The organism is Olsenella uli, assembly GCF_016900775.1.
Lineage (GTDB): Bacteria > Actinomycetota > Coriobacteriia > Coriobacteriales > Atopobiaceae > Thermophilibacter > Thermophilibacter uli_A.
In genome coordinates, this window is the sequence record NZ_JACJKN010000008.1 from 76,662 (window position 1) to 97,625 (window position 20,964).

Annotated in this window: 20 protein-coding genes; 17 read left to right on the forward strand and 3 right to left on the reverse strand. The window is 63.8% G+C overall.

The features are described from left to right. Positions 1–13: 13 nt before the first annotated feature. From H6A23_RS06520 to H6A23_RS06545, 6 genes are all read left to right on the forward strand, one after another. A complete protein-coding gene (locus H6A23_RS06520) occupies positions 14–1,015 on the forward strand; it encodes a GHMP family kinase ATP-binding protein (RefSeq protein WP_204831393.1) in 1,002 nt (333 codons plus the stop codon). Further along, on the forward strand, positions 1,015–1,671 hold the full coding sequence (locus tag H6A23_RS06525; RefSeq protein ID WP_204831394.1) for a D-sedoheptulose-7-phosphate isomerase: 657 nt from the start codon (positions 1,015–1,017) through the stop codon (positions 1,669–1,671). Before H6A23_RS06520 ends, H6A23_RS06525 begins: the two co-directional genes overlap by 1 nt. After that, positions 1,672–2,823 (forward strand): HAD-IIIA family hydrolase, encoded by a 1,152-nt coding sequence (locus tag H6A23_RS06530; protein ID WP_204831395.1) that lies wholly within the window; start codon positions 1,672–1,674, stop codon positions 2,821–2,823. Positions 2,824–3,025: 202 nt separating this feature from the next. Beyond that, entirely contained in the window at positions 3,026–4,015 is a 990-nt protein-coding gene (locus tag H6A23_RS06535) for an acyltransferase family protein (protein WP_204831396.1), read from the forward strand. A gap of 458 nt (positions 4,016–4,473) precedes the next feature. Then, entirely contained in the window at positions 4,474–6,072 is a 1,599-nt protein-coding gene (gene istA / locus H6A23_RS06540) for an IS21 family transposase (protein WP_204831397.1), read from the forward strand. Next, a complete protein-coding gene (locus H6A23_RS06545) occupies positions 6,066–6,821 on the forward strand; it encodes an ATP-binding protein (protein WP_204831398.1) in 756 nt (251 codons plus the stop codon). The genes istA (H6A23_RS06540) and H6A23_RS06545 overlap by 7 nt, the downstream gene beginning before the upstream one ends. Positions 6,822–6,906: 85 nt before the next feature. Here the strand turns inward: H6A23_RS06545 and H6A23_RS06550 are convergent, their stop codons facing one another. Next, positions 6,907–7,749, reverse strand: coding sequence for an ATP-binding protein (locus H6A23_RS06550; RefSeq protein ID WP_204831399.1), 843 nt, complete (start codon positions 7,747–7,749; stop codon positions 6,907–6,909). 588 nt (positions 7,750–8,337) lie between these two features. Between H6A23_RS06550 and istA (H6A23_RS06555) the strand changes: the two genes are divergently transcribed. Together istA (H6A23_RS06555) and istB are read left to right on the forward strand one after the other, a co-directional pair. After that, the gene (istA, locus tag H6A23_RS06555) at positions 8,338–9,777 is read left to right on the forward strand and encodes an IS21 family transposase (RefSeq protein ID WP_204831400.1); all 1,440 of its coding nucleotides are present in this window, start codon (positions 8,338–8,340) and stop codon (positions 9,775–9,777) included. Then, a complete protein-coding gene (gene istB / locus H6A23_RS06560; protein ID WP_204831401.1) occupies positions 9,767–10,510 on the forward strand; it encodes an IS21-like element helper ATPase IstB in 744 nt (247 codons plus the stop codon). The genes istA (H6A23_RS06555) and istB overlap by 11 nt, the downstream gene beginning before the upstream one ends. A gap of 4 nt (positions 10,511–10,514) precedes the next feature. Here istB and H6A23_RS06565 read toward each other — a convergent pair whose 3' ends face one another. Together H6A23_RS06565 and H6A23_RS06570 are read right to left on the reverse strand one after the other, a co-directional pair. Further along, entirely contained in the window at positions 10,515–11,795 is a 1,281-nt protein-coding gene (locus tag H6A23_RS06565) for a transposase (RefSeq protein WP_204831402.1), read from the reverse strand. A gap of 359 nt (positions 11,796–12,154) precedes the next feature. Next, complete coding sequence (locus tag H6A23_RS06570; RefSeq protein ID WP_204831403.1) at positions 12,155–14,359, reverse strand: hypothetical protein; 2,205 nt, start codon at positions 14,357–14,359, stop codon at positions 12,155–12,157. A gap of 377 nt (positions 14,360–14,736) precedes the next feature. On the opposite strand from H6A23_RS06570, the gene H6A23_RS06575 reads away from it, so the two are divergent. The 9 genes from H6A23_RS06575 to H6A23_RS06615 all read left to right on the forward strand — a co-directional run bounded on the left by H6A23_RS06575 (position 14,737) and on the right by H6A23_RS06615 (position 20,680). Next, positions 14,737–14,892, forward strand: coding sequence for a hypothetical protein (locus tag H6A23_RS06575; RefSeq protein WP_204831404.1), 156 nt, complete (start codon positions 14,737–14,739; stop codon positions 14,890–14,892). Positions 14,893–14,951: 59 nt separating this feature from the next. Further along, positions 14,952–15,512: a Panacea domain-containing protein gene (locus H6A23_RS06580; protein WP_204831405.1), complete on the forward strand. Its 561-nt coding sequence runs from the start codon at positions 14,952–14,954 to the stop codon at positions 15,510–15,512. Positions 15,513–15,522: 10 nt separating this feature from the next. Then, positions 15,523–16,065 carry a GNAT family N-acetyltransferase gene (locus H6A23_RS06585; RefSeq protein WP_204831406.1) on the forward strand — a complete coding sequence of 181 codons (543 nt, stop codon included), beginning with the start codon at positions 15,523–15,525 and terminating at the stop codon, positions 16,063–16,065. Positions 16,066–16,381: 316 nt separating this feature from the next. Next, positions 16,382–16,948, forward strand: coding sequence for a VanZ family protein (locus tag H6A23_RS06590; protein ID WP_204831407.1), 567 nt, complete (start codon positions 16,382–16,384; stop codon positions 16,946–16,948). A gap of 111 nt (positions 16,949–17,059) precedes the next feature. After that, the gene (locus tag H6A23_RS06595) at positions 17,060–17,527 is read left to right on the forward strand and encodes a Panacea domain-containing protein (RefSeq protein WP_204831408.1); all 468 of its coding nucleotides are present in this window, start codon (positions 17,060–17,062) and stop codon (positions 17,525–17,527) included. Positions 17,528–17,553: 26 nt separating this feature from the next. After that, a complete protein-coding gene (locus H6A23_RS06600; protein WP_204831409.1) occupies positions 17,554–18,555 on the forward strand; it encodes a RelA/SpoT domain-containing protein in 1,002 nt (333 codons plus the stop codon). Positions 18,556–18,606: 51 nt separating this feature from the next. Then, a complete protein-coding gene (locus H6A23_RS06605; protein ID WP_204831410.1) occupies positions 18,607–19,290 on the forward strand; it encodes an AAA family ATPase in 684 nt (227 codons plus the stop codon). Between the two features lie 61 nt (positions 19,291–19,351). Next, on the forward strand, positions 19,352–19,549 hold the full coding sequence (locus tag H6A23_RS06610; RefSeq protein WP_204831411.1) for a hypothetical protein: 198 nt from the start codon (positions 19,352–19,354) through the stop codon (positions 19,547–19,549). 660 nt (positions 19,550–20,209) lie between these two features. After that, positions 20,210–20,680 carry a deoxycytidylate deaminase gene (locus H6A23_RS06615; protein WP_204831412.1) on the forward strand — a complete coding sequence of 157 codons (471 nt, stop codon included), beginning with the start codon at positions 20,210–20,212 and terminating at the stop codon, positions 20,678–20,680. Positions 20,681–20,964: the final 284 nt, after the last annotated feature.

A 20,964-nucleotide genomic window follows, 5' to 3' on the forward strand; every position in this document is an offset into this window, starting at 1 on the left:
AGTCATTTGAGACATGATCATCACTCGTACACCCTTCCGCATGTCGTTCTTCGGAGGCGGCACCGACATGCCCGAGTTCTTCAACGAGCACGGTGGCTCGGTCATCTCGACCACGTTCGACAAGTACTGCTACGTCACGGCGCGCCACCTGCCGCGCTTCTTCGATTACTCGACGGAGCTCGTCTACTCAAAGATCGAGCGGGTCTCCGACCCCTCCGAGCTCGAGCACCCCGCCGTGCGTAACGCCATGCAGATGCTCGACATGCGCGAGATGCGCATCGCCTATGAGGCCGACCTGCCCGCCCGCTCGGGCCTGGGTACCTCGTCCTCCTTCGCCGTGGGCCTGCTCAACGCGTTCCACTGCATGAAGGGTACCTACGCCTCCAAAGACCGCCTGGCCAGGGAGGCAATAAAGCTGGAGCGAGAGCTGTGCGCCGAGGCCGGCGGCTGGCAGGACCAGATCGCCGCCGCGTACGGCGGCCTCAACCGCATCGACTTTGCCGACGGGGACTTCTCCGTTCGCCCGATTGTCATCTCCCCGGAGCGCAAGCGTGAGCTCAACTCCAACCTGATGATGTTCTTCACGGGCTTCACCCGCTTCTCCTCGGACATGCAGAAGGCCAACCGGGTTGCCGACAAGACTGCCCAGCTTATAGAGATGCTGTCGCTGGTCGACGTCGCCGAGGGCTTGCTCGTCGACAAGTCGGCGGACCTATCTGAGTTCGGCCGCCTGCTCGACACTACCTGGCGCCTCAAGCGCGGCACCGGCTCCCAGGTCTCCACCGGCTCCATCGACGCCCTGTACGAGCGCGGCCTCAAGGCCGGTGCGCTCGGCGGCAAGCTGCTGGGCGCCGGCGGGGGAGGGTTCCTCGTCTTCTACGTGGAGCCCGACGCTCGGGAGTCCGTGCGCCGGGCGATGTCCGACCTGCTCTACATACCGTTCGAGTTCGAGGACGGCGGCACCTCCGTCGCCTACTACGGGCCCGAGGACTACGACCTGGAGGGATCTCGCTAATGGATGCCAAGTGCCCCCAGACGGGCGAGGAGTGCCTGTCCACCTTCTTCGAAAACTATCCCGAGATGCTGGCCTGCGAGGCCGAGGTCCGTGCGGCCCGCGTCCTGATTGCCGGCTCCTTCCGATCCGGCGGCAAGCTGCTCGTGTGCGGCAACGGCGGCTCCGCAGCCGACTCTGAACACGCGGTCGGCGAGCTCATGAAGAGCTTTCGCTTCAAGCGCCCGGTCGATAGGGCCTTCGCCGATGCCTATCGAGTGGTGAATGGCGCCGACGTCCCCGCGTGGCTCGAGGGTTCGCTTCCCGCCATCTCGCTCGTTTCGCAGACGGCGCTCTCAACCGCGTTCGGCAACGACGAGGCGGCCGTTGGCGTCTTCGCCCAGCAGGTGTACGGCTACGGCGAGCCCGGCGACGTCTTGCTCGCCATCTCGACGTCGGGTAACTCCGCCAACGTCGTCGAGGCAGTGAAGGTCGCCCGTGCCAAGGGCGTGCGTGTGGTCTCGCTCACCGGATCTAAAGAGTCCAAGCTTACCGGCATCTCGGATGTCTGCGTCCGTGTTCCCCGCGACGAGGTCTTCCGCGTCCAGGAGCTGCACCTGCCCACCTACCACGTGCTGTGCGCAGCAGTGGAGGCGGACATGTTCGGGGGTGTCGAATAGATGTGCCGTTACCGCGAAGCCATTGTGCTGGCGGGCGGCTTCGGCACCAGGCTCGCCCATGTCGTGCCCGATGTCTGTAAGCCCATGGCACCCGTCGCCGGCAGGCCGTTCCTGCGCTTCATCATGGATCAGCTCGCAGCGTCCGGCTTCGACCGCGTGGTCGTGGCCGACGGCTACCGTCGCGAGCAGATTGAGGATTTCTTCGGTTCTACGTATCGCGGCATGGCGGTTGAATACAGCCCCGAGGACACGCCGCTGTTTACCGGTGGCGCCGTGAAGAGGGCGCTCGGCAGGTGCCAGTCGGACTGGGTCTTCGTCCTGAACGGGGACACCTGGCTCGATGTGGACTTCGCCGCTATGGAGGCGGCCACGTGCGGCGCCGCCGATAACGTCTCGGCCGTCATCGCCGTCAAACGCATGCGCGACTTCGAGCGCTACGGCACGGTCGATGTCGACGCCGGCGGCGCCCTGACCGCCTTCCACGAGAAGCGCCCGTGCGAGGAGGGTTTGATCAACGCTGGCGTCTACCTGCTGCGCAGGGATGCCCTGGGTGACATGCCCGAGAAGTTCTCGCTGGAGAGCGACTTCTTCGAGTGCGTTGTCGGCGAAGGTGCGCTGTGCGCGGCGGAGTGTGACGGCGGCTTCATCGACATCGGTGTGCCCGAGGACTACGAGCTCGCCCAGACCATGCTCGCGCCGCTCGCAAAGTCGTGGAAGCTCGCCATGTTCGACCGCGACGGCACGATCAACGTGGACACGGGACACCTGCACGAGCCGGATAAGCTCGAGCTGATCCCCTCCACGGTCGACATCATGCGTGGCTACTCCGAGGACCCCGACTACAAGGTCGTCGTGGTGACCAATCAGGCCGGCATCGCCAAGGGCCTTTACACCGAGGCCGACATGCGGAATCTCCATCGCTACATGGAGGTCGAGCTGGAGAAGCTCGGCGTCCATGTGGACGCCTGGTACTTCTGCCCGCACCATCCCGACTACACGGGTCCGTGCAAGTGCCGTAAGCCTGCGCCGGGGATGCTACTGGCTGCGATGCGCGACTTCGATGCTAATGCGGTCGATTGCGTTATGTACGGTGATATGCCTACCGATGAAGCGGCCGCCAGGACAGCAGGCATCAATTTTATTCACGTTTGATGCTGCCTTTATGACTACCCAAAAGTTCACTATTACGTAGTTGAATTTCAGGAGATGGCGGCTAGTGGCTGTGTTGGGCGCTAAGGCGAAATTTCAATAACTCTAACTTTGGAGCTGCTTGCTTTAACCTATATTGCAATGCTGTCGGTAAACTATCCTTCAATTTTCCCTTTCTGAACTTTGATCAACTTTGGAAATGAATATGCAATCTGATGTTGTCGTTTCGCCTGCGCAAACGAATAATCGAAATTATTATTTCGACTTATTGAAGTATCTTCTATTTATATGCGTCGTTTTAATTCACGATCCTTTACCAGATTGTTTATTCGGCGGTGCTTGGTCTGCAATTTCACGATCGGCGGTACCGGTATATTTAGCAATCTCTGGTTATTTTAATAAAAGTATGGGGGCGAGGCACTTAGATCGAGGCAGACATTTTCTGTATCTGTATTTTCTCTTTAATCTTATATGGTTTGCTATTTTTACGCTGTTCTCCAAGGGTTCATATCCGGAGATGGCAAAGTGGGCAAAACTAGATATATCGTTTAAGACGGTATTTAATTGCATTGTATTTGGTAGCGCCTTTGGAAGTGAATACCTTTGGTATCTACATGCGATTGGAATGGTCTATCTGGCAGGTTATCTAATTGATAAATTGAATTTGAATAGACTTGCTATTCAAATTGTTCCAATTTTATTAACCCTGTATTGGATAATGAGCGAAGGTCTAATGATTGTTGTTGGCAGGGGTGTGCAGGTATATTTTTACCGTAACTGGCTTATTGAGGGCCTTGGATTTTTCTACCTTGGTAAATATCTGAGTAGTAATAGGCCTAAATTTCAAAGACCAATTATTACTATTTTATTAGGAATTGGGTGCCTAATTACGGTTCTTGAATTTTATTGCTTCGGCAGATATGAGTTTTATTTTGGAAATTTCTTTCTTGTATATGGTTTATTAGCTTTGGGCAGTTACGTTAAAGTAGAAGACAATTATTTTTCTAAAATGGGTAGAGAGCATAGCTTGCATTTATATCTATATTCGCCGTTTATTGCCTTCCTTGTTATGTTTGTACAAATGGTTTTATTCCATTCGGTTGTTCAGCAAACCGTGACTACTGTTTTAGTAATAGTAATTACGACGATAACGGTTAGTCGGAATTGGTTTAATTCTATTAATAAGGCTTTTTGAATTGCTTGAGTAATTGGCTGGAATAATAGTAAGTAAACTTTCAGCTGGCTGCATTGGGCCAGCTTGGCCATTCAGCGAGTTCATTTTTCTTTAGGGGTATCGGCTGTCGCCGATACCCCTCACGCCTTTATATTGTGCTGCAGGTAACGTACAATTTCTTGCGCACTTTGACAGCGGAATAGCGTCCAGATAGGAAGGAGGGCACGGCCCGCCCCGGTATGATTCGAGTTGTCGAGACAAGAAATGAGTAATCTCCATTCTTGATACCGATGTTATTGCCGCTCGGTACCGCCCGACAAGATGAGTAGTAACCCTGTTTGGTAACGCGAGTCAGCAAAATCTGGTACCGGCGGTCAGCGCCAGCGGTACCGGAAATCGGCTCGAATGGTACCGCCCCTAGAATCCGTGACAGGGGCGCCCGAAGGGCGGGCGCCGAGACGCGGAAGGGGCTGGTGCCCATGTCCAAGAAGAAAAAGATTCTCCTGATGCTCGCGAAGGGAGGGGTCTCGCAGTCCGAGGTCGCCGCGGCGCTGCGCGCGAGCAAGCGCGACGTGTCGGCGTGCGCGAGGGCGATCCGCGAGCGCGGCGTCACCTTCGACGACGTCTCCGCGATGACCGAGGCCGAGGTCGACGGGATGCTGGCGCCGCCGGCGAGGGAGAAGGCCGAGAGCGCCCACCTCGTCCCCGATATGGCCCCGCTGGTCGAGCGCAAGAAGCGCAATCGCAAGCTCACGGTCAAGATGTTCTGGATGGAGCACTGCGAGGCCGCCGCGGCCGCGGGGAAATCGGCCTACTCGTACCAGACGTTCTGCGAGATGTTCGCCGAGGCGGCGGAGAGGGCCGGGGCCAGGAGGAGGCTCGCCCACGAGCCCGGCGCGAAGGCCTACGTCGACTGGGCGGGCGACACCGCTTCGCTCACCGACCGGCTCACCGGGGCAAAGACCAAGGTGTACGTGATGGTCGTCGCCCTGCCGTACTCCGACCGCTTCTGGGCGCAGGGCTTCGCGGACATGCGCCAGCGCTCGTGGCAGGAGGGGCAGGCCCGCGCGTTCGAGGACTTCGGCGGGGTCCCGAGGATGCTCGTGCCGGACAACGCCGCCACGGCGACGGACCGCTCCTCGGTCTACGTCACGCTGGTGAACGACGAGTACCGGCGCTTCGCCGAGCACTACGGGGCGGCGGTCGTCCCCGCCAGGGTCCGCCGCCCCCGCGACAAGGCGGTCGCCGAGTCCACGGTCGACCTCGTCGAGAAGTGGATCATCGCCCCCTCCGACGAGATGACATTCTACTCGCTCGAGGAGTTCAACGGGTTCTGCCTCGAGCGAGTGCGCTGGCTGAACGCCCGCCCGTTCTCCGCGAAGGAGGGGTCGCGCGACTCCGTGTACGAGGACGAGGAGCGCGCGTGCATGCAGCCGCTGCCCTCCGAGCGCTACGAGATGTGCGAGTGGCGCAGCTGCAAGGTGGCCCCCGACTACCACGTGACCGTGGACTACATGCGCTACTCCGTCCCGTTCCATCTGATCGGCGAGCAGGTCGACGTCAGGCTGTCGGACTCCCGCGTGACCGTCATGTCCGGCGGCGGTGCCGTCGCCGAGCACGCGAGGCTCCGCGGGCGCAAGGGGCAGTACTCCACGCTCGTCGGGCACATGCCTCCCGCGCACGCCACGATGGACTCGCCCTGGTCGCGCGAGCGCTTCTCGTCGTGGGCGCACCGGATAGGGGCCGAGACCGGGGAGGCCGTCGACCGGCTGCTCGAAAGCAGGCCCGTCGTCGAGCAGGCCTTCGTGCCGGCGAGGAACATACTCGGGCTGTCGAAGTCGTACTCGCCGCAGCTGCTCGAGCGGGCATGCGCCAAATCCAATGCGCTCGGCGCGGTGCCCAGCTACACGGCGCTCAAGAACGCGATCCTCGCGATCAGGGCCGCCGACGCCGACGAGCGCGCCTCGGGCCGGACGCCCGGGGCGTCGGACGGCGGCGGGCTCGTCGACCGCGCGAAGTCGGCGGGAAGGCTGCGCGGGGCCGACGCCTACCGGAGGGGAGGCGGTGCGCGATGCTGACCGAGGAGCACTTCGACATGCTCACCAGGTTCAGGGTGAGGGCCATGGGCGACAAGCTGCGCGAGATGGTCGAGGACGACTCCTACGACTCCTATACCTTCGAGGAGAGGATGGGGATGCTGATCGAGGCCGAGGCGACGGCGAGGCGGGACCGCAAGGTCGCGAAGCTCGTGCGGAAGGCCCGCTTCAAGCTGCCCTCCGCATGCGTGGAGGACGTCGTCTACCTGAAGGACCGCAAGCTCAGCCGCGACCGGGTGGCGCGCCTCGCCTCATGCGACTGGGTCGAGGCCTGCGAGACCGTCGTGATCATATCCAAGACCGGCTGCGGCAAGAGCTTCCTCGGGCAGGCGCTCGGCAACGCCGCGTGCCGCAGGCTCTTCACCGTGCGCTACGCCCGCCTCGCCGACATCATGGAGGACCTGAACAGGTGCCGTGCGGCGGCCGACGGGAGCTACTACCAGCACATGGACGCCTACAAGACCGTCCAGCTGCTCATCGTCGACGACTTCATGACCACGCCGATCGCGACGCGGAACGCAGTCGACCTCTTCGAGATCATGGAGGCGCGCGAGGGTCGGGCGGCCACGCTCATTGCCTCCCAGCTCGAGCCCAACGAGTGGTACCTGAGGATCGAGGGCGAGCTCATGGCCGACTCAATCCTGAACAGAGTCGCCACCGGGGCGCGATACGTCGACCTGGACGGCCCGAACATGCGCGAGTACTTCGCGAAGCAAAAGGGCGACCGATAGCGGTACCAGGCCACCATACATCCGGTACCGTCGGCGGCTGACCGGCGGTACCATTCCGGCTGACTGACGTTACCAAAACGGGTTACTACTCAGCTGAGCACCACAGATTATCGCGATTCAGCACCGGCAGCATTGCGAATCGGCACCGGCCGCGGCATGGGTCGGCACCGCGACCGGCGCCCGCACAAGAGCTCCAGCCCGAGTCCCCGCCCAGCTTCCTCCTCATGCTCGTCTCGCCCATGCCGACCCATGCGGCGCCGTGGACGATGCGGTCCATGATGGCGCCGGCGCGGGCGCCGCCGCCGAGCCTGGCGTGCCAGCCCTTCTGGCGGAACTGGGCGCAGAAGACGGTGGACGCCGTGCCGCAGCGGGCCTCCATGAGCCCGGGCAGGAAGCCCCGGAAGAGCTCGTCGGGGCGGTCGAGCAGCCACTCGTCGAGCACGAGGACCTGGAAGGCCGCGTACCTCCCCGTGACCTTGCGCTCGCCGCCGGGGCGCCCGCGCGCCTCGCGCCAGTGCCCCTCCAGGTCGGGGCACCGGACGTGGCAGGCCCGCATCCTCCGCTGGCAGGCGGCCCTGGCGATCGCGCAGGCCAGGCAGGTCCTGCCCGTGCCGGTCGGGCCCCGCGGCACGACGCTCTGGCCGCGCTCGGCGAAGCCGCACGTGGCGAGCTCGGTGATCGGCGGCCGGTCCAGGCCGCGCCCCTCCGAGAGGTCTATGGAGCGGGCGTCGGCCTCCGGGCACCTCAGGCTGGCGCGCTTGGTGAGGTTTCGGGCCTTGGACGCGACGAAGGCCGAGCGGGCCTCGTCGACGGCCATCTGCGCCCGCTCGGTGCAGGTCATGCCCATGCACATGCCCTCGTCCTGGGCCTTGAGGGCGCCCGGCAGGTCGGCGGCGCCCATGTCGCGCAGCCTGCGCTTCGTCTCCATCGAGAGCTCCATCGCCCTGCGCCTCCCCGCAGAGGTCCGCGCCGCGCACGCAGCCGGCCTCGTCCTCGCCGTGCCCGCCGCCGTCCGCGAGCGTTCCGGGGACCAGGCCATGGCTGGTCTCGAGGACGGGCCTGAGGCGCCTGTGCCGGGGCGAGGGCGGGCCGCTCGCGAGCGCCATCGCGCACGCCCCCTCCAGCCTCGGCCTCGCGTGGCGGCGCTCGGGCCCGGGCACGGCGAGGGCCGCGTCGAGGCCCCGCCCCTCGCAGTCGACGCGCCGGAGGATGCGGCCCGCCACCTCCCTGCGGGACGGCCCGGCGCGGTCGGCCCGGCGCCGGGTGCGGCCCGCGCCCCAGTCGGGGTGCGACCTCCCCTCGGGGAGGTCTGTTGATGTGCAATAGGAAGTGGTCCAAATGAGCGCCGGCTTCTGAGCAGCGCGTGCACCAGGAATTGAGCAGTTTGATCACGAGGGCCGCGCCCCCTGGACCAGGGGCGCGGCCCTCGCCGTAGGGTTGTCCCGGGCGGGCACTTTGGCGAGGCCGCCCGGGAAGGATGGAGGAGATGACCGTGCCCCCGGGCACAAGGAATGACATGCGGTCGATGGACGCCGACGGGGTGCCGAGGGCCGAGATCGCCCGCAGGCTCCGCGTCAGCCGCAACACCGTCGCGAAGTACGCCGACATGGAGGACATGTCGCCCGCCGCCCCCGTGCCGGCGCGGCGCGAGAGGCCCGCGCTCGGCGAGCACGCGGGGTGGGTCGAGTCGGTCCTGGAGGCCGACCTCGGCGCGCCGCGCAAGCAGCGCCACACCGCCAGGGGGATCTACGACCGGCTGGTCGAGGAGAGGGGCTACGCCGGCTCCTACTCGACCGTCCAGCGCTTCGTGCGCGAGTGGAGGCTCGCGCGCTCGGCCGGCGCGGGCGAGGGCTACCTGGAGCTCGAGTGGGCCCCGGGCACCTGCCAGGTGGACTTCGGCAACTTCCGCGCCGTCGTCGCGGGCGAGGAGCTGGCCCTCAAGCTGCTGGTGGCGACCCTTCCCCACTCCAACGACAGGCAGTGCTTCGCGCTGAGGTCTCAGAGGTCGGAGTGCCTGTGCGCGGGGCTCGCGGCGATCTTCTCGCGCTGGGGCCGCGCCCCGAGGGTGCTGGTCCTGGACAACGCGACCGAGGCGGGCAGGATGGTCCGCGGCGAGGTGACGGAGTCCGGGCTGTTCTCCCTGTTCAGGGGGCACTACCGCGTCGAGTCGAGGTACTGCAACCCCTACTCGGGCAACGAGAGGGGGTCGGTGGAGAACGCGGTCGGCTACCTGAGGCGCAACCTCCTCGTGCCGGTGCCCAGGGTCGGGTCGCTCGCCGAGCTGAACGCCCTGCTGGCGGAGGGGTGCGCGCGCCTGAACGCCGCTGCGGGGTGCCGCGACGGCCGGGCGTCGGCGGAGGCCCTGCGCGAGGACCTCGCCGAGATGCGCGCGCCGCCCGGCGCCGCGTTCGACGCGGTGCGGTGGGTGCGGGCCAGGGCGGACAAGCGCGGCTACGTCGAGGTCGACGGCCGCGAGTACGTCGCCGGCCCGGCGTGGCACGGAAGGGAGCTGCTCGTCGGGATGCGCCCCGACTCGGTCGAGATCGTCGCCGACCGCGGCCGCAGGGTGGCGGTGCTCCCGAGGACCTACGGCGCCGGGCCCGCCGTGCGCAACCCGCTGTCGCTCGTCCCGGCGATCGTCGCCAGGCCGCGCGCGTTCGGCGAGTCCACGATACGGCGGGACATGCCCGAGGGGCTGGTCGAGGGCATCGACCGCACGGGCGCCGCCGGCCGCAGGCAGACGCTCAGGTCCATAGCGCGCGCGAGCGCCGCGTCGGGCTTCGACGCGGCGTGCAGGGCCGCGCTGCGCGTCGTCGAGGGCGGGCGCGTGCCCGACGACGCCACGGTCGACGTGCTCGCCAGGCGGATCGCCTCCGGCGCGCTCGGCGGGGAGGGCGGGGCCGACCTGTCCGTCTACGACGGCTTCCTGAGGGGAGGCGAGGCCGATGCCCGCTAGCGGGGAGCTCGCGCGCAGGGTCGTGGAGGCCGGCAGGAGGTGCTCGCTCACCACCTCCGTGCTCGGGGAGTGGGCGAGCGCCGGCAGCCCGAGGCAGGTCGAGTACCTCGCCCGCTACCTCGAGGCCGAGGCCGCGAGCCGCGACGCCTCCAAGCGCGCCTCCCTGCTTCGGCGCTGCGGGCTGCCGGCGCCCAAGACCTTCGACGGGTACGACTGGTCGGCGGTGTCGTGGCCCGAGGGGCTCGGCCGCGAGGACCTGCTCTCGCTCTCGTTCCTGGACCGCCGCGAGGACCTCGTGCTGATGGGCGACGTCGGCACGGGCAAGACCCACATGGCGAGCGCGCTGTGCCGGCTGGCGTGCGACAGGCGCATGGAGGCCCGCTTCTTCACGGCCTCCTCGCTCGTCGCGCGCCTCAGGCGGGCGCGCGACGAGGGCCGCCTGGACAGGGAGGCCTCCCAGATCGGGCGGGCGAGGCTGCTCGTGGTCGACGAGCTCGGGTTCCTGCCGCTGGACCCGGACGGGGCGAGGCTGCTGTTCCAGGTCTTCGCGGACGCCTGCGAGAGGCAGAGCGTGGTGATCACGACCAACCTCGAGTTCAGCCGCTGGGGCTCGGTGTTCGGCGACGACCAGATGGCGGCCGCCGTCATCGACCGCATCGTCCACCACGGGCGGCTGGTCCAGTTCCGGGGCGAGTCCTACCGAGTGAGGCACGCCCTCATGCGGGAGGGGTAGGCGCTCAAAAAGCCTGCGCACGTCGCGTGCGCAGGCTGCTCAGATTCCGGTGCTCATTTTGCTCAAATCTAGTTGACAAAACACAGAGGTCGCCGGCACGGGTCGGGCAGCGGCTCCTCGCGAACGACGGGAGGAGCGGGCGCGGCGCCAGCCGCTCGCCGGCGAGGAAGACCCCCGCGGTGGCGTCGGTGGCCCTCAGGTCCACCGTCCTGCCCACGGCGAGGCGGCTCACCGAGCAGCAGCTGCGCCTGTGGGCGACGTGGCAGTCGCGCCGCACCCTCCTGCCGCAGGCCCACTCGCAGGCCTCGTGGGGCACCGCCGGCAGCGGCCTCGGGAGCGGCCCCTCCCGCTCCTCGAAGGCCTCCCGGCGCGCGCCCTCGCGCTTGGAGGAGGGCCTCGAGTCGCGCTCCTCGAGCTTCTCCGCCACGGCCCTCTTGGGCTGGTTGAAGTCGGCGAAGGCCTCGTCCCGCAGCGCGGCGATGACCTCCGGGGCGGCCTGCCGCGCCTCGTTCTCCGCGCCCGGCTTGTCGCGCGGCGCCGCGACGCGCGCCGGCATCACCGCCGAGCCGTGGCGGGCGGCCATCTCGCGATAGGCCCCGCTCGGCTCGACCTCGCCCTCGCGCGGGCGGGCCCCCGCGCCGGTCCCGAGGTCGTCGGGCACCATGCGGGGCGTCGAGCCGCCCATGTGGGCGAACGCGCGCGCGTGGCGGCGAAGCCATGCATCCCCTCTCATGTCCAGCGTGGGCTCGACGTGGGACGGGCGGCCGAGGGGCAGGCAGGCCACGAGCGGGAAGACCTTGGAGGCCTCGCCCGTGGCGGGGTCGACGAGCCGCATCGTCGGCCCCGCCCAGTCGACCTCCAGGATCCCGCCGGCCCTGTGCCCGACGCTGCCCACGACCTGCCTCCTCGCCGCGAACCCGCGGCAGCGCTCGCGGAGGCGGTCGCAGGACATGAAGGGCTCGCCCTTCGACCTCCGCCCGTCGCGGCACTCCTCGTGCGGCCGCTTGAGCGTGACCCCGACCCGGGCGAGCTCGCGGTGCGCGCGCTCCCAGTCGGGGTCCGGGCAGACGTCCCGGTCGCGGACCTTCTCGGGGAAGAGCGCGGCGCAGGCCCCCGCGTCCGGCATCCCCTCGGCCTCCGCCCAGCCGATCCCCGCCGCCTCGGCGGCCTCGGACACCGCCCGGACGCCGTGCCTCGACATTCCCTGCGACCTCGCGATCGCGTTTCGCGACATGCCCGACCCGAGCGGTCGCAGGACCTCCCTGGCCCTGATCTTCCTCGCCATGTCTTGCCTCCCTCTCTCTCGGTTGCATGGCGAGCCGAGCGTAGGCGGAGGCGGTGCCGAACGGGAATGCGGCTGGTGCCGAACGGCAATATCGGGCGATGGATGGAGCGGTGCCGAATCGCGATACCGAGGGTGCTAACAGGCGCGATTACTCAACGAGATTCTGAGGACATTGGCGTGCTCCTGATTCCGCGGCTGAGTTACTCCTGGAGTGCGTTTGATCTAATGCGGTGGCGATGGGTCTTTGGAAAGGTCGGATGGGCTTCCCCCGGTGCTCACATCACATTTCGCGACACGATCCCATTGCCAATCCATCGAGATGTGTGGTCGTCAACAGCTTGGTGTCGGCGGGATTGGCGCTATCGGGTTCGATACAGCGCGTTGCGCAGCCTTCGCAGCAGAGGGATACCCGGGTGAGACCTTCTCATGCCATCTTCGGCCTTCTCGAGCATACCGAGCGCCTTGAGGGTGTCCACGTGATCTGCTCCAAGAAACTCGGCCCTCTCCTCATAGGTGCTCCGAGCAAGCTCGCATGCCTCGCGGTACCTCTTTGTGTTGATGTAGAGCCAGCTAAGCCCGTACTGCGCACCGAGTCGAGCAGTCCTGATTTGCCCCTGCTCCACGGCGTTCCTCCCGTTCGCCCTTTCCTCGAGGCCTCTCAGTCCTTCTATCGTCTTCTTGTACCGACTCTCGGACTCACGTGCCGCCCCGCGCACGCCCGCTTTCATGAGGTTCTGCAGGGTGCCCGCCTGGAGCCACTCGGCGCGGTAATATCTGGTGCAGTCCCTAGTGAACATGGGGACGATGAGCTTGTCCTGGAGCTCTTTCCTCACACACAGCGCCTCCCTGAGGTCATCTCGCGCATTGAGGTACTCCCGTCTCCTTATGAAGCGAAGTGCGAGCGCCCACGGCCCTCTGAGCTTATGGGTTTTTGACGACCCCGTTTGGTCGATGGCTCCGAGCAGTTTCGTTAGAATTGGGCGGCTGTTGGCATCCTCGGTCTTGTCCTTGCCGGAGTTATCCAAGGCGGTGGGGTAGTTACTGCAATACCTGATGGCATCGAAGACCCTGCGTGAGTCCTTCTCGTTGTGCGAGCGGTTATATCGGGCGATTGCCTTCTGCCCCTCTTTGATGAAGTAGCCGTATGCCTCCCGTGACATCAACATGCCCTTCTCAGCGTTGTGCAGGGCTGGGAAGGGCCGCTGGTAGGCGAGACCGAGCGAGTTGGTTGCCCTCATTTTCTGCTCGAGGATTCCGGAGAGGTCAAGGTTGGTGTCCTCGTGCTCAGCTATGATGAGGTCCGCGCGACGTCGCACGTCCTCGGCAAGCGAAATGTCAACCCCATGCCAGCGCCAGTCATTCAGTCTCAGCGAGCGCTGCGTACACGCTGCTCCAAACTCTACGATGACGTTGAGCAGAAGGACCATTCTCTCCACGTCACCCTGAGCGACGATGCTGAGATTGTCGAGCGCCCCGCTGTCTCGCACTACTGCCCAGAGGTAGATGAGGAGGTCGAAGGCCTCCTGCTCCCGATCCTCGTGCCTGAGTTCCACCGCCCTCTCGATGCCGGATTTCAGGGAGTCGTATGGAAGGTTCGTTGGAGTGGCCGATTCCGGGGCTATCTCCAGGTTCTCGGGAGGGCGGGGGAGCCGAATGCGGCGCCCTGCCAGTGGGCCACCTTTTCTCGGATCAATGAGGGGATTGCTGCTTGCGTCGAGCTCCTCGATACCGTCCGGGATGGTGAGCTTGAAGATCGCGTTTCCCGAGCAGTCGAGTGATCTCAGCCCATGCATTCGTGATAGGTCAAGCGTGGATACAGGGAGCATGCCCGTGCGTGGGTCTTTGTCGAGATTGCGAAAAACGCCTCTGAAGACGAGGGTCTCAAGCGTGCCAAGGCTCTCGATGTGTCTAGGGTCGACAGATGTTCCCGAGCAGTTGAGGAAGCGCACGGGCGAGTCGGTGAGGTCGAGCTTGCTGAGAGATTCGCACTCCGAGCAGTTAACCTCTACAAGGCTACGGCAGTTTGTGGCAGACAGTCTCGTGAGCTCCTTTAGCCCCATCACGCTGAGGCTCTCGATGGGGGCGCCCTTGCAGATGAGCTCCTGAAGCTGCGCGAAAACGCCCACCCCTTCGAGGGATGCGATGGGATACTCGGTGACCTCGATTCGCGTGATCTGGGTCAGCTCCTCCGCGGTGAACCCGAGGGGCGGGACGCGTGGGTCGTCTCTGAACAGCTCCCGGTGTCTGCTTCTGAGGTAGGCACGGAAGTTCGGGTCTGGGAAGTCATCGAACAGGACCTCTTCCCTGCGGCGACGCGAGCTCTCAGTTGTGATGAGCTTCAGCTGGACATATGCACCCCAAAGTCCGACTATAGCGACGAGCGCCGAGATGGAGTCGAGGCCAAACTGCACCAGAGCCAGCGCTAGGCTCGCGCTCGCTTCCTCCGTTATTCCGAGCGGTCCCGCTATGAAGTCCCCCGCTGCTCCCAGCAGGGAGGCAATGATGGTGCCGCGAAACACAACTAGGATGCAGAAGATACAGACGATGAGAATCGAACGAATCATGAATTCGGCCCGATCTTCTCGTGGGTTTTAGGTAACGAAAAAATTGTATATCAACAGTTAACTCGATTCCAGCGTGCAGCTGTGCTGGGGGTGTGTATGGGACCTGTAGTGGGGACTCCTCTGGCGTAGAAACGCTCTCGGCTGGGGTAGGAAATAGGTATGTGCGCTGACAAAGGAGCTTAAGCGGCTAGGATATGAGGTCTTCTACGGTGGAGTCGACGTTAAGCACATGAGCGAGCTCGGTAAGGCCACCCGCATTCCTCCCGAGAACTTCGAGGCTCTCAAGCACGCTGAGTACGTGGTCCTTCTATATCCAAAGTTGTTGGCCACGAGATCTCATCGAGATTGGATATGCACTTGCGCTTGGAAAGGAGATTGTGATTTTTGCAAAGGAGGGTGAGCGGATGCCCTTGGTTCTGTCTGGGCTGAGCGTCCCGCTTCCCAATGTCAGGAAGTATGTCGTGCCGAGCATGAAGGAAGCGGCGAAGATGGTGAGGGAGAACGGCTCTTTCGTCTTGGAGGGTGGGGCGTAAGACCGAAAAACAAACATATGTTCTAATCCAAATGGACAGATGCTGGTAATTGAGATACCATGAGCGTTGAGGAAGGAGGGCCTATTATGTGTAGGGCAATAGATGTCGCATCATATATTTTGAACGAGAGAGGGCGTCTGAGCGGGTATCAGCTTCAGAAGCTGCTGTATTACTGCCAGGCATGGTGCCTCGTCACGCAGGATAGGCCACTTTTTCTTGAGGTGATTCGCGCCTGGGAACATGGCCCTGTGGTGTATGAGGTGGCTCGTGCGCATCGTGGCCGCAGGTCCGTCGTTGCGAGAGATATCGAGGGGAACCCGTTGGCCCTTTCGGCCGAAGACCAGGTGCTGGTTGACGCCGTCTTGGAGTCCTACTCTGTGTTGAGTGGAGACGAACTTGAGGCGCTGTCACACAGCGAGCGCCCGTGGAGGGAGTCTTATAACGGTCAGACGGGGATTGCCTCCAACGCTATTCCCAACGAGCTCATCAAGTCGTACTACTCTGATTTGATGTGCGGCGATAGCCATACCGCGGAGAGCCATCATGTTCCGAGGTTTCCCGTCTCTCCCAAGATTGTGGTGAGCGACGATGACTTTAGCTGGCTCGAGTCCATCCTCTGAGGGCGATTTGGTGAGCTGGCCATGGGACAAGATAGTCGCCGTTGAGCAAATTGAAGAGACGCTCGTCTCTGGTTTTTCGTGTGGCGACGAAGCGATGGACGATTGGTTTCTGAACAAGGCTCTGAACTGGTGCTACCTTGGTTTCTGTCAGGTGCATGTGGCAGTTGACGAGAGCGGGGTAGTGGGATTCTTCTCGTTATCGCCGACTCAGATTGAGCCTGCGTCCCTATCAAGGAAGATGCGCGACGGCAAGACGCGTATGGGACATCCGGGCCTTCTTCTCGGCCGAATTGCCGTGCGAGGAGATCTTCAGAGGTCCAGTCGGCGCGTCGGCTCCATTCTTCTTGAACACGCCATCTATAAAGCCCATGAGGTGTCCAAGGTAATTGGCGGTCGGTTCATCATCCTGGACGCAAAGACTGACGAATTGTGCGAATGGTACCGGAAGATGGGATTTAGGTCCCTGAACGACAATGCCAGAAGGATGGTGCTTCCCATGAAGGATGCCGCCCTGCTGGTGCGTAGTCTGGGCGAGGGGCACTTTAGGTTCTAGGTGTTGCGGGTATTGGCGTTGCTTGGGCTGCGGCTGCTGATCGGGCGCCTCCTGTGTGTCCTCTGGATTGTTGTGCGAACCGCTTCCGTTCTTCTCGCGTCTGTCTTTAATCGCATGGTACGGAAACCGCGGTCGTCCAACGTCTTCAGTGAGATATCAAATAATGGCGGAGCGCGGTAAGGTTACATGCTGTTGAGAGTCGCGTGAGTGGTGTCTTTTGTAAGTTAGCTTGGACTGATTGCGGGTATGCCTTGGGGTCCGATTGTGCGGGGACCTCTTTGACGGTGGCCCTTGGTGATATGGAGATTGGCATCTCGTGCGGAAAACATTTGTTCGCGAATCCAGTTCTTCTCGCCTCAGGCGGATTGCGTGGGTCCTCTGCCTGCTTGGGGCCGTTGCCTCCTTTGCCGTTACGTTTGCGCTGACGGAGCAGACGCCGCAGGAGACGATGGCGCTCTCGCAGTCCGTGGAGCGGGCGGTGGCGCCGGGCGCAGCCGCCACGGCTTCGGGCGCTGCCCCTGCCGCGGGCGGGGGAGGCGACGTCGTGGCGACCCTCCTCTCCGTGGCCAACGTGCGGCGCTGGGCGCACGTCCCCGAGTTCTTCGTGCAGGGCCTCTTCCTGTTTGGGGCGGCGGCGCTCTGGCCGCGGGCTTGGGTGCGGGGTCGGGTGCCGGGCCTGTGGGTGCGCCTGGGGATGGCGCTTCTCGCCTGCGTGGCGTGCTCGCTCTTTGACCAGGTGCACAAGGCGTTTGTCCCGGGCCGGGAGTTCGATGCGCGCGACCTGCTCTTCGATGCCCTGGGGTATGTGCTCGCCCTGCTGGTTGTTGTTGCGGTGGCGGGCGTCCTGCGGCTGCGCCGCCGGCGCGCGGGCGGCTCTCTATAGGGGGTCTCCCCGGGGCGCGGCAAACGGTAAAGTCTGCAGGCTGCTTGTGCTTGTTGTTGGGTAGACTATAAGCATTTTCTTGCAGACAAGACGCGTGGGGAGGGGCTGAGCTTGGCTAGCATATTTGACGTCGCGGAGTGCATCCTCGACATCTCTGGGTACCTTTCGACCATGAAGCTGCAGAAGCTTGCGTTCTACAGCAACGCGCTCTCCCTTGTGATTGACGGCATACCCCTCTTTCCTGAGACTTTCCAGGCATGGGTCAACGGCCCGGTGTGCCCCTCTCTGCACTCTGCGCATAGGGGCAGGTTCATTGTGGGTCCGGGGGCATTTTCGGACTATGTTGGCGCCGCCGGGCTTGGAGAGAGGGAGCGGCGAATCGTTGGGCGTACCCTCAGCGTTTTGGGCCATCTGGATGGAAACGAGCTCAGCGAGCTGACCCATCGCGAGGCTCCGTGGGTCGAGGCAAGGGGAGGCTGCGGCAACGCCGATCGCTGCAGTTCCGTCATAACAAATGAGTCGATTCGATCTTTCTACTCGTCTTCTGAGTGTGGAAACCCGCTCTTCTCTCGGAGCTGATTGTCGTGACGGTCACGAAGGGCTAGGTGAAGCGCGCAGGTAGCATCCTCGCAAACCCTGATGCGACCGAAGACGAGCGCTGCTGGGCCCTTGACATCGCGAACGCTTGGCGCGCTGCGCACAAGGAGGTTCTTTCGGAGATGGAGGGCGTGCTCGAGGGGATAGCACGCGACCTCGGCGGCCAGCTCTCCAAAGGGGCGCTTGTCGTGAGCCGTTTGAAGAGAATCGATACTATCGAGGGGAAGCTCAGGAGACCGGGGCTCAGCATAAAGCTCAACGAGATGAATGACATTGCAGGCTGTCGGGTGATTCTATCTGAGCTTGCTGAGGTTCGTGCTTTTGCCAAGGTCGTTGCTTCTTGCACGGCGGTCAAGGAGCGCAACGGCATCAAGGACTACATCGCTCTCCCAAAGCATGATGGATACAGGAGCTTGCACATCATAACGAAGCACGAGGCTCCTCACGCAGGCTTTTCCGGGCTGTTCTGTGAGACGCAGATTCGTACGCGCTTGCAGCATGCCTGGGCTACAGCGCTTGAGACATATGACGTCGTCACGGGCGTTGGTATGAAGTTTGGACGGGGAGGTCCTGACGAGCGGAGGTTCTTCTCGCTTGTTTCTGCGCTCTTTGCCCTAAAGGAGGGTGCTGCTCCAGTTTTGGAAATGTCCTCTTCGGCTGCTGCGATGAGAGACGAGCTGCGTATGCTGGAGAGGAGGTGCCCGATTGTCGAGATGCTGCGGGCATGCTCCGGATCGGTGACCATTCTCTCCCGTGAGGACTTCTCGTACGCGGCGTACTTTGTGCTGGAAATTGATTACGATCTGCAGTGCACCCGAATCTACGGGTATCCCGAGGAGTCTGCAAACGACGCTGAGCGCGTTTACTTTGAGCGCGAGCGGTTGAAGGGCCCCCTGCAGGACGTTCTTCTCGTGAGGTCGGTCTCGATCAAGGGTCTTCTTGAGGCCTATCCAAACTACAGCATGGACATCAGGCTCTTCTTGGAGTGCGTGGATGACTTTTTGATGTAGGGCGGGCGTCCTGCGGCTGCGCCGCCGGCGCGCGGGCGGCTTCGGGAGGTCGTGGCCTTTCTGAAGGCATGGCTCACGGGAGCCCTGAAGGATGGCGGTGCCGCTCTTGCCTTCGCGTGCCTCACGGGCGTCCAGCGCATCTCCAAGGAGTCCATCTTTTCCGATCTTAACAACATCAAAGTGTCGTCCCCGCTCTCGATTGACTCTGACGAGCGCTTTGGCTTCACGGATGCCGAGGTCGCCGCTCTCTCGTCCTATCTGGGGGCGGAGGCCCATCTCGATGAGATGGGGGAGTGGTATGACGGATATCGGTTTGGCGAGGCGAGCGTGTTCAACCCCTGGAGCGTCATCAACTATCTTGCATCTGGATGCAGACCGGGGGTGTACTGGGTCAACACCGCCTCAAACGACGTGGTGGGCGAGGCCGTGCGTTCTGCGGATGAGGACACGCTCGAGCAGCTCTACGCTCTCCTCGAGCCTGGTGGCTACATCGTGTCGGCGCTTGACCTGGGCGTGGTCTTTCCCGACGTCGGGGTGAGGGCGGACGCGCTCTGGAGCATGCTGTATCTTGCCGGCTATCTGACGACCGATCTCACCGAGGACCCTGACGATAGCCTTGCTCGTCGCCCCCTGCGCATTCCCAACCAGGAGATCGCACGCCTGTTCCGCAGCGAGATAGTCAGCAGGTTTACGGAGGTGGCGGGCGGCGACCGGCAGATACGACGCCATGCTTGAGCCCGTGGAGGTGCGCCCCGGCTCCCTTGCCGCGTTTGGCGCGCTTAAGGAGCGCCCGCGCGTGACGATCGAGGTCAAGCTCTCAAAGGGTGACGTTGGCAGAGGAGAGCTCGAGCGCCTTGCTGGCCAGGCGCTTGAACAGATTGAGGAGAGGCGCTACGATGCCAGGCCTCTGCCGGAGGTTGCGTCCGGTCGCCTGAGGTGGGGCATTGCGTTTGGCGGAAAGCGCGTCGTTGCGCGGTGCTGCCGGGTGGGCTAGGGGGCGCCTGGTGCGGGCTGTAGTTGCTCCGGGATGAGATGGACGAGGACGTCTCCGCCCCGGCCGACTGCCGGGGAATAACCCCTGGCGAGGCATGCCAGCGCCCCAAGGACCACTACGACGACATCGCCTCATCCCGGACTTGCCGGACATCCACAACCCGTTCAGCCTGCTGAGCGCCTTCGCGCCCGGGCGCATTGCCGCGCTCTGATTTGGCTGCGGGTGTGTCCTTCTCGCCTCTGCGCCGCGAGCTGCTTAGAAACCCCGAGGCTGTTGCGCGGATTCCGGACCGCGCGGTTAGGATTGCGGGGCCATTGCGGGTACGTTGGGGTGGCGTCGGGAGGAGAAGAGCGTCCCGCTTGCAGCGACCCCTGATTACTATGCGACCCAGGCGCAACGGCTCGAAGTCCCTAACGGAGCCGGGACGCATGCCCGGGCGGTGGGACGTTTCGGACATGACTGCCTGCAACGACCGCGATTCTCTAACCGCGTTGGCGTCGCTACCAGCAACAGCTCAGATTCCCTAAGCGAGAAGCGCGCCCCGCCCGCAGCAACTTCGTCTCCCGGCCGTGTTGCGTTGCCGCACGTTCTTCTCGCCCCTTGCGCATGGGGCGCAGATGCGCCATGCTAGCAGCAGAAACGTTGCGAGAGGGGAGTGCCATGCCGGGCAAGCGCACGGACGTCATCAGCTGGGATGAGTTCTTCATGAAGGCAGCCATCGCGGCGAGCCTGCGCAGCAAGGACCCCAACACGCAGGTGGGCGCCTGCATCGCGGACACCAACCACCGCATCCTCTCCGTGGGCTACAACGGCACGCCCTCCGGCCTCAACGACGACGAGTTCCCCTGGGGCACCAACGACGACCCGCTCTACGACAAGCACAACTACGTCATCCACGCGGAGGCCAATGCCATCCTCAACTACCGCGGCTCGCTCAAGGACATGACGGGCGCCACGGTCTACGTGACGCTCTTCCCGTGCCACGAGTGCGCCAAGACCCTCGTGCAGGCGGGCATCGGCGAGGTCGTGTACCTGGACGACAAGTACTGCGGCACGCAGGACAACCTCATCTCGAAGAACATCCTCGACCGCTGCGGCGTCTCGTACCGGCAGATCTCGCTCGACGAGTAGGGGCGTCGCCGCGCCGCGCGGGGCGGGGCGTCGCGAATCCCCCGCGGACCCGACGTGCGGGGGTCTGGCGACGCTTCCATGGCCGGGAATGTCGCGAATAGCCCGCGCGGGGGTGGCGCGGGGTTCTGGCGACATTTTGGCGCGCGGGAACGTCGCAAATCCCCCGCAGACGGGCGGCGCGGGGCCGCGGCGATACCTTCATGCGCGGAAACGTCGCAAACCGCCCGCAGGCCCGCCGCGCGGGGCCGCGGCGACAATCCGGCTCCGGCCCCGGCCCCCCAGCC

Excerpts from the sequence above, each read along its gene's own strand:
- istA (WP_204831400.1), top strand. The coding sequence starts at position 8,338 with ATGCGGTCGATGGACGCCGACGGGGTGCCGAGGGCCGAGATCGCCCGC.
- H6A23_RS06550 (WP_204831399.1), bottom strand. The coding sequence starts at position 7,749 with ATGGAGACGAAGCGCAGGCTGCGCGACATGGGCGCCGCCGACCTGCCG.
- H6A23_RS06535 (WP_204831396.1), top strand. The coding sequence starts at position 3,026 with ATGCAATCTGATGTTGTCGTTTCGCCTGCGCAAACGAATAATCGAAAT.
- H6A23_RS06580 (WP_204831405.1), top strand. The coding sequence starts at position 14,952 with ATGAGCGTTGAGGAAGGAGGGCCTATTATGTGTAGGGCAATAGATGTC.
- H6A23_RS06530 (WP_204831395.1), top strand. The coding sequence starts at position 1,672 with ATGTGCCGTTACCGCGAAGCCATTGTGCTGGCGGGCGGCTTCGGCACC.
- H6A23_RS06545 (WP_204831398.1), top strand. The coding sequence starts at position 6,066 with ATGCTGACCGAGGAGCACTTCGACATGCTCACCAGGTTCAGGGTGAGG.
- istA (WP_204831397.1), top strand. The coding sequence starts at position 4,474 with ATGTCCAAGAAGAAAAAGATTCTCCTGATGCTCGCGAAGGGAGGGGTC.
- H6A23_RS06570 (WP_204831403.1), bottom strand. The coding sequence starts at position 14,359 with ATGATTCGTTCGATTCTCATCGTCTGTATCTTCTGCATCCTAGTTGTG.
- H6A23_RS06565 (WP_204831402.1), bottom strand. The coding sequence starts at position 11,795 with ATGGCGAGGAAGATCAGGGCCAGGGAGGTCCTGCGACCGCTCGGGTCG.
- H6A23_RS06525 (WP_204831394.1), top strand. The coding sequence starts at position 1,015 with ATGGATGCCAAGTGCCCCCAGACGGGCGAGGAGTGCCTGTCCACCTTC.
- H6A23_RS06615 (WP_204831412.1), top strand. The coding sequence starts at position 20,210 with ATGCCGGGCAAGCGCACGGACGTCATCAGCTGGGATGAGTTCTTCATG.
- H6A23_RS06520 (WP_204831393.1), top strand. The coding sequence starts at position 14 with ATGATCATCACTCGTACACCCTTCCGCATGTCGTTCTTCGGAGGCGGC.
- istB (WP_204831401.1), top strand. The coding sequence starts at position 9,767 with ATGCCCGCTAGCGGGGAGCTCGCGCGCAGGGTCGTGGAGGCCGGCAGG.